At 50.9% G+C, this 12,036-nt stretch carries 11 protein-coding genes and 1 rRNA gene; 4 read left to right on the plus strand and 8 right to left on the minus strand.

Features of this window, described 5'->3' with window-relative positions; all coding sequences use genetic code 11:
• The 3 genes from EVJ29_RS10120 to EVJ29_RS10130 form a co-directional block, all read right to left on the minus strand.
• Positions 1-64, minus strand: a 16S ribosomal RNA gene (locus EVJ29_RS10120); the annotation flags it as partial.
• Between the two features lie 291 nt (positions 65-355).
• Positions 356-1,531, minus strand: a complete 1,176-nt coding sequence (locus EVJ29_RS10125) for a PstS family phosphate ABC transporter substrate-binding protein (RefSeq protein WP_236633505.1) — start codon at positions 1,529-1,531, stop codon at positions 356-358.
• Between the two features lie 32 nt (positions 1,532-1,563).
• Positions 1,564-2,430: a nucleotidyltransferase-like protein gene (locus EVJ29_RS10130; protein WP_070328983.1), complete on the minus strand. Its 867-nt coding sequence runs from the start codon at positions 2,428-2,430 to the stop codon at positions 1,564-1,566.
• A 172-nt stretch (positions 2,431-2,602) separates the two neighbouring features.
• On the opposite strand from EVJ29_RS10130, the gene EVJ29_RS10135 reads away from it, so the two are divergent.
• Positions 2,603-2,962 carry a YgzB family protein gene (locus tag EVJ29_RS10135; protein ID WP_070328968.1) on the plus strand — a complete coding sequence of 120 codons (360 nt, stop codon included), beginning with the start codon at positions 2,603-2,605 and terminating at the stop codon, positions 2,960-2,962.
• 27 nt (positions 2,963-2,989) lie between these two features.
• Here the strand turns inward: EVJ29_RS10135 and perR are convergent, their stop codons facing one another.
• Entirely contained in the window at positions 2,990-3,421 is a 432-nt protein-coding gene (gene perR / locus EVJ29_RS10140; protein WP_131490673.1) for a peroxide-responsive transcriptional repressor PerR, read from the minus strand.
• Positions 3,422-3,614: 193 nt separating this feature from the next.
• Here perR and EVJ29_RS10145 point away from each other — a divergent pair, with 193 nt between their 5' ends.
• Positions 3,615-4,913, plus strand: coding sequence for a glutamate-1-semialdehyde 2,1-aminomutase (locus EVJ29_RS10145; RefSeq protein ID WP_131505076.1), 1,299 nt, complete (start codon positions 3,615-3,617; stop codon positions 4,911-4,913).
• 33 nt (positions 4,914-4,946) lie between these two features.
• Here EVJ29_RS10145 and EVJ29_RS10150 read toward each other — a convergent pair whose 3' ends face one another.
• A complete protein-coding gene (locus EVJ29_RS10150) occupies positions 4,947-6,584 on the minus strand; it encodes an ABC transporter substrate-binding protein (RefSeq protein WP_161567353.1) in 1,638 nt (545 codons plus the stop codon).
• A 92-nt stretch (positions 6,585-6,676) separates the two neighbouring features.
• Here EVJ29_RS10150 and EVJ29_RS10155 point away from each other — a divergent pair, with 92 nt between their 5' ends.
• Together EVJ29_RS10155 and EVJ29_RS10160 are read left to right on the plus strand one after the other, a co-directional pair.
• A complete protein-coding gene (locus tag EVJ29_RS10155) occupies positions 6,677-7,909 on the plus strand; it encodes an MFS transporter (RefSeq protein WP_071399195.1) in 1,233 nt (410 codons plus the stop codon).
• 53 nt (positions 7,910-7,962) lie between these two features.
• Positions 7,963-8,382, plus strand: coding sequence for a thiol-disulfide oxidoreductase DCC family protein (locus tag EVJ29_RS10160; RefSeq protein WP_131444189.1), 420 nt, complete (start codon positions 7,963-7,965; stop codon positions 8,380-8,382).
• A gap of 13 nt (positions 8,383-8,395) precedes the next feature.
• Here the strand turns inward: EVJ29_RS10160 and EVJ29_RS10165 are convergent, their stop codons facing one another.
• From EVJ29_RS10165 to ntdP, 3 genes are all read right to left on the minus strand, one after another.
• Positions 8,396-9,544, minus strand: coding sequence for a DUF3238 domain-containing protein (locus tag EVJ29_RS10165; protein WP_071399193.1), 1,149 nt, complete (start codon positions 9,542-9,544; stop codon positions 8,396-8,398).
• Between the two features lie 89 nt (positions 9,545-9,633).
• Positions 9,634-11,382 (minus strand): ABC transporter ATP-binding protein, encoded by a 1,749-nt coding sequence (locus EVJ29_RS10170; RefSeq protein WP_131505078.1) that lies wholly within the window; start codon positions 11,380-11,382, stop codon positions 9,634-9,636.
• Between the two features lie 37 nt (positions 11,383-11,419).
• Positions 11,420-11,962, minus strand: coding sequence for a nucleoside tri-diphosphate phosphatase (ntdP, locus tag EVJ29_RS10175; RefSeq protein ID WP_021067741.1), 543 nt, complete (start codon positions 11,960-11,962; stop codon positions 11,420-11,422).
• Positions 11,963-12,036: the final 74 nt, after the last annotated feature.

Below are 12,036 nucleotides of genomic sequence, written 5' to 3' on the forward strand. Positions count from 1 at the left end.
CGACTTGCATGTATTAGGCACGCCGCCAGCGTTCGTCCTGAGCCAGGATCAAACTCTCCAAAGAATTTGATATAGCTCTTGAAAATGACGAAGCTTGCGCTTCAATCAAAACTTGTAAAACTTTTTTTGCCTCATCGTTCAGTTTTCAAAGTTCGTCTGTCGCGCTTGGCGACTCAGTTAATTTATCACGTTTCCCGATTAAAAGTCAACAACTTTTTTCACAAATTGTTTTTCTGGAATAATCATTTGCTGTGACAACGTTTATAACTATAATGCCTATTTACCACCGCGTCAATAAAAAATAACAAGAAAATAAAAAAAGATTGGATCTCTGTATTTAGAGACCCAATCCCAATCAATTTGTAGCCAGTGGCACGTATCCTGTCTTTTCAACAAGTGACTGTCCTTCTTCAGACGTCAGCCATTCGATGAACGGCTTATATTGCTCGTATTTGTCGGTCGTCGTGACCGCATAAAACTCGGATGTGATCGGGTACGTCCCGTCCCCGATTGTCTCGACCGTAGGCGCGACATCATCGACCCGTAACAATTTAATCGCATGTTCATCTACCATCTCCGTTGCATAAAAGCGGAACGAGAATCCGATGGCATTTTTATGGTTTTGATAGGAAGCCGTCTGTTCGATGATGCCACCCATTCCTTCCGGGACATCCTCGACCGGGGCGTCCATAAGCTTTTTGTCCCCCATCAAACGCTGCAAAGCCGTTTGGCTCCCGCTGTCTTCTGGCCGTTGGAACGCTCGAATCGAATCTTTTTTACCACCGACTTCATCCCAACTCGTAATGTCTCCTGCATAGATGTTTTGAATTTGTTCCAATTCGAGCGAGTCGACCGGATTGTCTTCATGTACAAAAAAGACGAACGCCTCACGGCCGATCGGTGTCATCTGAAACTCTACTCCTTGTCGCTCAGCTACTGCCAACTGTTGATCGGACGGTCCGGCTACAAAGATGATATCCGTTTCCCCTTCAACCAATCGCTCATACGCTGTACCTGTCGTCGTCGAGACGACCGAGCTGACTTCAGGGCTATCGGGGTTATAATCCGCTTCAGGATAAACCGCCTCGACGAATGCAGCATACATCGGATACAGCGCCGTCGCGCCGTCTAGTCGGGGAATCTTTGTTCCAATCTCAAATGTTGAAGGCTTATCGAGTTCAGCCAAATCAGACTTAGGCTTGAACGGTTGATAGTCACGCAACGAGACGCCACGTTCTTCAATCCGTAATCCCGCCGTATACACGTAATATCCTTTCACGGAACTAAAGAAAACAATCCCGACAACCGTTCCAATTAAAGCGATACGTTTGAGTTGTCCTTTCGATAACGATGAAAAGTCATATAGCGCCATAATAACAATCAAGAGAACGACCACGTACCAAATCGTCCAAATGATCGGCCGCTCACTTCCGAGAGGATCGCCCATCGCAAACAATCCTGTCACAATTGATAAGAATCCAGCCGCAAATATAATAAACACACTGCCGAGCAGAAATTTAGTAACCTTCATTCGATTCAGTTTCCCCATTCTCTTCTATATAGTTAAGCAATTTCATAAGCGACCGCTTCGACGCCTACTCCTTTTGTCGGACGTGTCACTGCCCGGACGTAACCTTTCCGGACTAAGAAGCCGACGATGCTGCCGAGGTCGACTTTTAACTCTTGTAAGTTCGGGTGCTCCATCAACTCCGAGAACGACCATGGTTCGTCACGTTGTTGCATCGCCTGCAAAAGTAACAACGTACCCGGCAAGACTTTAGATTGAATTAAATGCTCCATGCCGATGATGACCAGGTGAATACGTTGTTCGAGTGATTCGTGCCCGTTCACGAGTTCGTCGTGAAGCTTATACACTTCTAGGTCGAGTTTACGGACTTGCTTCCATAATACAATCTCTGGGTGGATTCCTGCCTCCAGGATGGAGAGCCGCGCCAAATGCGTGAGCGCATGGTGGATTTGGGTGAACGCATCTTGATGCTCTTCCTGTAAGAACAGTCCGCGCCCATCTTCGAAACGTCTAAGCAGCTTGGCGAACGCGAGCGAGAGTTGCAGTCGTTGTTCCTCGTTCGAGAAATTGCGCAACCGTTGCCTGAGCTCGAGCAAAAACTCATTTCGTTCGAACAGCACCATGCCGTCTTCGATCCAATGGATGGCACGCCGGTTCTCGTTCATTAGAATCCAACGATCCATCATCGAATCACTGACTATATGAAGAACGATTTTTTCTTGTCCGACTTGATAGTGTTTCACTGTCCAAAATGGTTCTTCCTTCGCTTCAATCACAATCAACAATCGATCCGATTGATCTGTTAATGGATCGCGCGGCCGTTTCTTCTTCACTTCAATGATGCCAAGCGTTGTTTTCAAGGCTGCATATTCTGAATAAATTGTTCGAGTCGCATATTCCATCGTCACCTTGATACCTTCTTTCTAATTAGTAAACGTCAATCGGTTCACACGATTATCTAATCTGATACAAAAATGATTCGCCTTCTTTTAAAATTCTCCTGCCACCGATTGTACGAACTTCTCAGCTTCGAGCAGATGAGCTATAGTAAAGACAGACATGGAGGGATTATGTATGAAAAAACGGGGGAATAAAATCAACCGCGCCAGAAACCTGGCTTTGCTGCTCGTGTTCGCTGGGATTGGGGTCATGTATCTCGGACTACTTGCCAAAAGCATCGCGTGGCTGATGATTATTTTCATGTTGCTCGGTTTCGTGATGGTACTGTCGAGCTCGGCGCTTTACTTCATCGTCGGCATGGCGTCGACGAAAGCAATCATCGTCACTTGTCCGAACTGTGAGAAAGAGACAAAGATGCTCGGACGTGTCGATCTATGTATGCATTGCGATGAACCGTTGACGATCGATCAATCGCTCGAAGGCAAAGACTTCGATGAGAAGTATAACAAACGTCAATCACACCAGAACGACTAAAAAAACATCCTCAGCCTGAGGATGTTTTTAATGTTTATGCGCTTGTTCAGTTTGGCAAGCCGGGCACGTTCCATATACTTCGAGGCGGTGGCGATCCACTTTGAAACCTGTCAATTGAGAAGCGACGGCTTCAATCTCGTCAAGGACAGGATAGTTAAAGTCGACGACTTTCCCGCACGCATCACAGATAATGTGATAGTGACGTGATGTCACAAAATCGAAACGGCTCGAAGCGTCACCATAATTCATCTCTTGAACAAGTCCGATATCTTTAAAGACACGTAAGTTGTTATAGACGGTGGCGACACTCATGTTCGGGAATCTACCCGAAAGTGCCTTATAAATGTCATCCGCTGTCGGGTGACTGTGCTCCGTGACGAGGTACTCCAAAATCGCCTGTCGCTGAGGCGTCATTCTGACTCCATGTTCTCGGAGCGACTGAACAGCATGGTCAAGCATTTCGCTTCCCACGTCAATCCCTCATTTCTTCTATTAGAATTTATGCGAAGTGTCTGTTTAGAATTAACCTATTTCTTACATAGTAATCTTTATAAATAGTGTACTGATTTCTAAACCCTTCGTCAAACGTTGAGCTTATGCGGTTGACGGCTGTGATACAATAATTGCGAATTTGTAAAAGGAGGCAATACATATGACAACATCATCAAATCGTAAAATTTCAGACGTACTATATGAAGACGCATTGACGCATATCGTCGGGGGTGTCAACAGTCCCTCACGTTCGTTCAAAGCGGTCGGCGGCGGTGCCCCGGTTTATATGGAGCGCGGCGAAGGTGCTTATTTTTATGATGTGGACGGCAACCGCTATATCGATTACTTGGCCGCATATGGACCAATCGTTACCGGCCATGCCCATCCCCATATCCATAACGCCCTCATCGAAGCGTCCTCAAAAGGGCTTCTTTACGGGACGCCTCACGCGCTTGAGGTCGACTTCGCCAAGAAACTAAAAGCGGCGATCCCATCGATGGACAAAGTCCGCTTCACCAATTCCGGGACCGAGGCCGTCATGACGACAATCCGTGTCGCCCGTGCCTATACCGGACGCGAACTCGTCGTCAAGTTCAGCGGTTGCTACCATGGCCATTCCGACTTGATGCTGATTGCGGCGGGAAGCGGACCGGCGACGCTCGGCTCACCCGACTCAGCCGGTGTGACCCGCGCCACGGCGAAAGAAGTTATCACCGTCCCGTTCAACGACGTCGAGTCGTACCGGGCGATGATGAACGAATGGGGCGATCAAGTCGCCTGCGTTCTCGTCGAACCGATCGTCGGAAACTTCGGGATCGTTGAGCCAAAACCCGGCTTCTTGCAAGCCATCAACGAGATCACCCATGAACACGGCGCGCTCGTCATTTACGACGAAGTCATCACAGCGTTCCGGTTCACGTACGGAAGCGCCCAACAAGTGTACAACATCGAGCCAGACATGACGGCGCTCGGTAAAATCATCGGTGGTGGACTTCCAATCGGAGCATACGGCGGGAAAACAGAAATCATGGAGACGGTCGCACCGCTCGGACCCGCTTACCAAGCCGGGACGATGGCCGGAAACCCCGCCTCGATGGCGACCGGACTCGCTTGCCTCGAAGTGCTCGAGCAACCGGGCGTCTATGAAACATTAGATTCGTTAGGCGCACGTCTCGAAGCAGGGATCCGTGAAGCCGCGAAAACTCACGGCGTCACGATCACGCTTAACCGCCTAAAAGGCGCGCTCACCGTCTACTTCACGGACGAGATCGTCACGGACTACGAAGGAGCCGAGAAGTCGGACGGCGAAGTATTCGGCCGCTTCTTCAAATTGATGCTTGAGAACGGTGTCAACTTGGCCCCTTCTAAATATGAGGCGTGGTTCTTGACGACGGAACATACGGAACAAGATATCGATGAGACGATTGTCGCAGTAAATCGCGCGTTCGCACAGCTATAAAACAAGGAGATGCCGCGGCATCTCCTTTTATGTTCATACGGACGGACGAATCCACAATTGATCATATCGCGGGTGACCGAACACATCGAGCGGCACATCTCCAAAGAAACTCGGAAAGCGGCGCTCACGAGCGACATGATACAGCGGGATGACGAGGGCCTCCTCAGTCAAATAGCGTTCGACTTCGCGATGCAGCATCGACCAAGCGCTCATGTCGGTTTGTTGATAGCGGTCCATCATCGCCCGGAGTTCCACTTCATTCGCGAGCAATTTGCCGACAAGCGACAGTTCACTCGTCAAAAAGGCTAGGAACGCCAAATCAAGATCTTCACTCATCATCTCTCCGCATAAAATCAAATCGGCACGGCAAAGCGTCTCATCTTGTAACAAAGACCCAATCGTATACGTCTCAGTCTCGACGGTAAACCCGGCCGTCCGTAACTGTGTAGCCACGAGCGCCGCGTCTTGCACCGCCACTTCAAACGGCAAGTGCAACAGCCGGAGCGGACGCTGACAAACCGTTCCCTCCCCCTGCACGTGAACGGGACGACTCATCTCCGGAAAAAATCCGTGTGCTACTTGGTGGCGCTCTCCTCCCATCTTCACGAACGCCTCTTTTTGAATCGCTCGTTGAATCGCATGGCGCGCCGGCGCATCGTCCTTCAACCAGGACTGCTTCATGTTGAACACGAGATAGCGTGCTCCCGCCTCGGCAATCCACTTCACGAGGCTATGGTCGTCACGGGTGCTCCATTTCGCATAATCCGTTTCGGAAAACGTGACGAATTCAACCACATCCAAAGACGGTCTCGGCCGGAGCCCGCGCTCGAACGCTCTTAAACGTACGACTTCCTCCGACGTCTGCTCCAGCTTGAACGGTCCCGTCCCCACGACCCCTTCGGCCCCTTGATACGTGATCGAGGCCGGGGTTTGGGCGAGAAGTCGTTCAATATAGGCCAGGTGTGCTTTCGTATGTAAATCAATGACGTACGGCGCCGGGGACTCGACTCGTTCGATCGGTGCGAACAACCATACTTGTTTGCCATGATCCAATAACCGATTCAACGAATAGACGACGTCTTTGGCCGAAAGCGTCACCCCGTTATGAAACGTTACCCCTTTGCGGATATAGCAACGAAATCCGAACGGTGTTTCCTCTATATAATGTGCGAGCGAGGACTGGACAGTCGTCCCGTCCCATTCGAACAGGCGGTCGAAGACGTGCCGTGACAAAGACGCCTCCATCGCGATGTGGATATCGAGCGGATCGAGCGATTCGAGCGCCCTCGTCCGCGGAAAAATGAACCGGTCTTCTTCAGTCTGCTCAAAGCCAAAACGGCTCCAAATAAGTGCTTGAATCACTTCTCGCAAGGCGGGTGGCCAGTCCCATTCCAACCACTTGGCCGCATCGGCCATCGAGGCTTGAACGAAAGACTCATCAATCCAAGCTCTCAGGGTCCGGTCAAACTCCGGCTGAAAGCGGAGCACCGATTCATGGCCTCGTCCTTTCCCCGGCCGATACTCCACCCACCCGAACGTTTCCCACATCTTCATATCCCGTTTCACTTGTTTCTCGCTATAGCCGACCGTATCGACCGCTTCCCGTAGTGTCAGTTCCACTTTGTTCTGTTCCAACGCACGACGATAAATCGCCACCAGCTTCGCATTCATGTCGTTCCCCCTAAAAGTGGACATCCAAAAATCATTTGTCTCTTTTTACCAAGTGTAGTCCACGATTAGACTAGTAACAAGGAGGTGCTCGCATGAAATTCAAAGATTTCCCTTTAAACGTTCGACTCCGGCTCGTCTGCGGCTTTTTCATCCGCATCGTCGGCTCGGCCATCTTTCCATTTATGGCTTTATATTTTTCAGAAGAACTCGGCAAAATCGCTGCCGGAATCATTATGACGTCGTTTGTTGTCGTCGGCTACGTCACCGGCTTGTTTGGCGGGTACTTTTCAGACCGCTTCAACCGCAAGCACGTGCTTCAAATCGGTCAGATCGTCCAAATCCTTTGTTTTCTAGGGATGACGGTCGCCATTCATCCGTCAAATAACTGGGCGTTTGCCGTCGCCGTGCTTTACTTCGGTCACGCCGTCGCGAACGGTTTGAACTACCCGGCTCTCGAAGCCATCGTCATCGATTCGATGGAAGAGTCGAACCGTAAAGCGATTTACGTATATGACTACTGGCTCGTCAATTTGGCGATTGCTGGAGGCGTCATGCTCGGAGGTGCTTTTTATCGAGACTATCGTTTCGGACTATTCGTCGGAATGACGCTCGTGTTGACGATCACGACGCTCGTCTTGCAACGTTTTCTCGTTGATAGCTATAAAGGAAACCGTTCGACGTCTGCTAACCCGCTCGTCGGCGTGTATCAAAACTATCGAATCGCACTCAGTGACCGTCGTTGGATGCTGTTCGTCCTCGGTAGCATGCTCGTCTTCTCGACCGAGTTCCATATGGCAAACTATATCGGTGTCCATTTGGCCGAATCGTTCACAGAACGGTCGATCGTCGGCGTCCCGTTCGATGGCGTCCGCATGATGGCGTTCATGCAGCTTGAAAACACGTTGCTCGTCGTCGCCATCACGTTCGCGGTCACCGCTTTCGTGAAACGCTACCGGGAAAAGTATATCTTCTTCATCGGCTTATCCTTATACGTGACGGCCTATGCCGCGATTACGTCAATGAACTCGTTCATCACGCTTGCCGTTCTCGCCATCGTCTTCACCATTGGTGAGTTGCTCTATTCGCCGATTCGACAAGTGAAACAAATCGACTTGATCGACCCGACTCGACGGGCCTCATACCTCGCCTTCGGAGGCTTGACGTTCCACGGGGCGAAACTTGTCGCCGCAGCCGGCATCGTCGTCGGCGCGTTCATCGGGCCGGTATTCATGAGCGGCTACATGTTCTTATTTGGCGCCCTTGGAGGTTACCTTTATTACGTCTCGCTCTACAAGATGGAGCCTGCCCGTCAGCTCGCCGCTTGACGTTTGAGCATTCGTTCGAACGGATAAAGTCAGGAGAGAAGGAGGCGCTCCCTATGCCAGCCATTGTGTTATTTGACGGAGACTGCAACTTTTGTGACGCCAGTGTGCAGTTCATCTTAAATCGTGATTCAACAGGAAACTTCCATTTCGCCTCACTTCAAGGTGAGGCCGGACAAGCAATCCGAAAACGTCATCGTATCCCGGATACGGTCGATAGCATCGTTTTGATCAAAGGCGGCGTCCCTTATTTGAAATCGGACGCGGCGACCCGAATCGCCGAGGGGTTGGACGGGAACTGGCGGATGCTTCGCTTCATCCGACTCGTCCCTAAACCGCTTCGTGATTTTGGTTACGACATCATCGCGAACAACCGCTATCGCTGGTTCGGTCAAAAAGAGACGTGCAAACTACCGACCCCAGAAGAACGGAGTCGCTTTATCGACCAAACACCAAACCAGCCGACTCATCAATGAGCCGGCTGGTTTTTTAGTCCATGCATGTCAAGTACGTCCAGTGGCACTCCGGCATCGGATTGCCCATAAAGCTGACCCCAAGGTCGTCCGCCCGGTGGATCGTCATCCACGGCGCATCGCCGACTTGAACGTAGACTTCATGATGCGGCGACTGGGTGTGACTTCCGGACAGTTTGAACGTCGCACTGTTTTTAAGTGCCGTGACGATGGTGTATTTAATATCAGGCGCAACGACGAGCGGATTGCCTACCGAATGTTGCAAACGAAATGCAGCTTTCCCTCGCTCGATGTCGACATCTTCTACATACACGCGGTCGACCGAAGCGACGTCTTCGCCCGTCAATCGATGATGCTTCGTATACCCGCGTGTAACGTTCGCATCTTTTTTTAACGAGATAATCGGAATATCGGTCAACCCCTCGACTTTCACTTCCGTCCGGGTCCGGTATTCGGTCGCATGGACGTTATAAGGACGTCCGTCCCCTTCAAAATACGGGTGCGGTGACATCAGGTTCGGGTTTTTAATCATCGGCGGACGAATGAACGTCTGGACACGCAGGTTAATGCCGTCGACCGTGGCCACGTCCGGACGTGTCGGACTGACGAGGAAATACATCGTGTAGAGCTCCTTGTCACGTCTCGTATCCGACTTCATCTCTTTCGCGATCGACATCACTTTTCCGACCATATGCACGATACGGGTCCCCGGTTTATCATCTCGCTTGACCGGACGCAAAGCCCGAACCTCATAGAGCGTCGGTTGTTCGAGCGGTGTCTCGTCGATGTATCCGCTCCCGACGATTTCCGCGATACGGCGTCCCTCACGATATACCGCATACGTGTCGACGTCCGCGATCGGGTCCCACTGTAAATACGTTCCGCTCGGCGCCACGACCGCCGACGTCAGATGACGATTCCAATACAAGTCGTCGTTTGGATTAACGGCCGCAGTATACAGTTTTGCCACTTCGCCAAACTCGTCCGAGATGCGGTAAGCGACTTGCTCCCCAACGCTCGTCTCCCGGTCGACATAATGCTGATCCGTCCCCTCATACACGTACTTCCCGTTGCGTGTGACGCGCACTTTCCCATCAAACGACCACGTTAACTCTAACCCGTCGTTGAGCGGACGGACATTGATCAATCCTTCCCCATTCATCATCGTGTCATCCCCCTTTTGGCATGTCGTTTCTTCATTCCCGTCTACTAGATACGGAAAACAAAAAAAGACTTCGAGTTGAACTCGAAGCCTCACTCCACGACAGCTAAGTCTTGGATCATATACAGATCATAGTAAGCGCCACGGCGACGCATCAATTCTTCATGCGTTCCCGCTTCCATGATTCGACCGTTGTCGACGACGACAATTTTATCGGCGTCGGTGATCGTTGATAGGCGGTGGGCGACGATGAGCGTCGTCCGTCCTTTCGTCAATCTTGCGAGCGAATCTTGGATCATCGACTCACTCTCGAGGTCGAGCGCACTCGTCGCCTCATCGAGAATGATGATCGGCGGATGTTTGAGGAAGACGCGGGCGATGGCAAGACGTTGCTTCTGTCCACCCGACAGCTTCACGCCTTTTTCGCCGACCGGCGTGTTGTAACCGTCCTGCAAGTTCATGATGAACTCGTGGGCGTTGGCCGCTTTCGCAGCGGCGATGACGGCATCGTCCGTCGCTTCCGGATTCCCCATCCGGATGTTCATGGCGACCGACTCACTGAAGAGAACCGAATCTTGCATGACCATGCCGATTTGGTCGCGAAGGGCCCGGAGTTTAAAGTCACGGACATCGACGCCGTCGATTTTAATACTGCCGTCCGTCACGTCGTAAAAACGCGGAATCAGACTGACGAGCGTCGACTTTCCACCGCCGGACATGCCGACGAAAGCGACTCGTTCCCCGGACCGGATGTGCAGGCTCACGTCATGCAAAGCACGCGTCCCTTCTTTCTCATAGGCAAAGCCGACACCGTCGAGTTCGATATCCCCGGCTGTCTGCACCGGCACGAACGCATCGCGTTTCTGTTCGATATCATACGGCTCATCGAGAAATTCAAAGACCCGGTCCATCGACGCGACCGACTGCGTGAGCGTCGTCGCTGAGTTGACGAGACGGCCGAGCGGTGCGTAGAGGCGATCGATATAGGCGATGAAAGCGACGAGTGTCCCGAGCGAGACCTGTTCTTGTAACACGAGCCAAGAAGCCGACGTAAAGATTAAGATCGGCGCGATGTCCGTGATTGTCGAAACGACGACGTACGTCTTCGCATTCCAACCTGTATGGCGAAGTGCGGCTTTCAAGAAGCCACCGTTCTGTTCTTCAAACGCCTTGTTCTCATACGGCTCGAGCGCGAAACTGCGGATGACAGCCATGCCGTTGACACGTTCGGTCAAATGGCCTTGAAGATCAGCGAGTGCGGCCGAGCGTTCCCGGGTGAGGCGGCGCAAGCGTCCATAGAAGTAGCGGACGGCGATCGCATAAAACGGGAGCGGCAAGATAGCGATGAGCGTCAGTTGCGGGTCGATCGTATACATGATGGCGATCGCGATCAAAATCGTGACCATATCGAGCCAAATGTTCATGAGTCCCGTGATGACAAAGTCTTTCGTCTGCTCGACATCGTTGATGATACGCGAGATGATCTGCCCGGTCTTATTGTTCGAATAGTAGCGAAGCGATAGCTTTTGCACGTGGTCGAACAATCGGTTCCGAACGTCGAACAAAATTCGTGTTGCGGCCCATTGCGCTAAATACTGCCGCAAATACTCGATCGGCGGCTTCAAGACGAGGAAGATGAAGAAGACGATGCTGAACAACCAAACGAGCTCAGTGTAATCCGTCGCCGGGTCCGGCTCCGTCAAATATTTATCGATGACGTATTTGTAGAGCAACGGTAGCCCGAGCGGAATCGAGAATTTCAAAATCCCGACGAAAATCGTCAAAGCAATTTGTTTTTTATATGGTTTTACAAACTGTAAATAGCGTCTAACACTTCCCATAGAGCCCTCCTTCAAGAAAAAAAGCGGAGATGAGTACTCATCTCCGGTAACGTGCTTCGTATTCGCGATACCATTCATCGACGAATGTTGGGTTGAACGGCCCTTTCCGTCCTCGAATCCAGTTGATAAGTTCTTGAACGTTCTGTTTCAAGATTCGATCAATCGCTTTCGGATAATTCATTTCGCGACGATGCCGCTCATATTCATCCTCATCTAAAATCGTGTACGACATATCCGGGAACACTTTAATATCTAAATCGTAGTCAATGTACTTGATGGCTCGTTCTGCCCCATCGAACGTTGTCGGCGAACCTAGATTACAGTAGTAGTAAATCCCGTCTTCGCGAATCATACAGATGACATTAAACCAAAACTCAGATGAAAAGTAGCAAATTGCCGGCTCTCTTGTTCTCCATTGCCGGCCGTCTGATTCACTGACCATGATGCGGTCGTTGAACCCAATCATATCCGTTTTTGACGATTGAAGGACGAGCGTTTCTTCCCAAACGCGATGCAAAGTCCCGTTGTGCTTGTAGCTCTGTATCTCGATCTTGCTACCTGCTTTGGGAAATAAGCTCATAAGCTCCTCCTTTCCGCTATGATGCTGTACATTCTCATTTTTAATTATAGCGACTTTCAGAACCAATGAAAAAG

It is taken from the genome of Exiguobacterium sp. SH4S7 (assembly GCF_004336795.1).
GTDB lineage: Bacteria > Bacillota > Bacilli > Exiguobacteriales > Exiguobacteriaceae > Exiguobacterium > Exiguobacterium aurantiacum_A.

Coding starts and splice junctions, on each gene's coding strand:
- EVJ29_RS10125 (WP_236633505.1), bottom strand. CDS start 1,531: ATGAAGGTTACTAAATTTCTGCTCGGCAGTGTGTTTATTATATTTGCG.
- EVJ29_RS10130 (WP_070328983.1), bottom strand. CDS start 2,430: ATGGAATATGCGACTCGAACAATTTATTCAGAATATGCAGCCTTGAAA.
- EVJ29_RS10135 (WP_070328968.1), top strand. CDS start 2,603: ATGAAAAAACGGGGGAATAAAATCAACCGCGCCAGAAACCTGGCTTTG.
- perR (WP_131490673.1), bottom strand. CDS start 3,421: ATGCTTGACCATGCTGTTCAGTCGCTCCGAGAACATGGAGTCAGAATG.
- EVJ29_RS10145 (WP_131505076.1), top strand. CDS start 3,615: ATGACAACATCATCAAATCGTAAAATTTCAGACGTACTATATGAAGAC.
- EVJ29_RS10150 (WP_161567353.1), bottom strand. CDS start 6,584: ATGAATGCGAAGCTGGTGGCGATTTATCGTCGTGCGTTGGAACAGAAC.
- EVJ29_RS10155 (WP_071399195.1), top strand. CDS start 6,677: ATGAAATTCAAAGATTTCCCTTTAAACGTTCGACTCCGGCTCGTCTGC.
- EVJ29_RS10160 (WP_131444189.1), top strand. CDS start 7,963: ATGCCAGCCATTGTGTTATTTGACGGAGACTGCAACTTTTGTGACGCC.
- EVJ29_RS10165 (WP_071399193.1), bottom strand. CDS start 9,544: ATGATGAATGGGGAAGGATTGATCAATGTCCGTCCGCTCAACGACGGG.
- EVJ29_RS10170 (WP_131505078.1), bottom strand. CDS start 11,382: ATGGGAAGTGTTAGACGCTATTTACAGTTTGTAAAACCATATAAAAAA.
- ntdP (WP_021067741.1), bottom strand. CDS start 11,962: ATGAGCTTATTTCCCAAAGCAGGTAGCAAGATCGAGATACAGAGCTAC.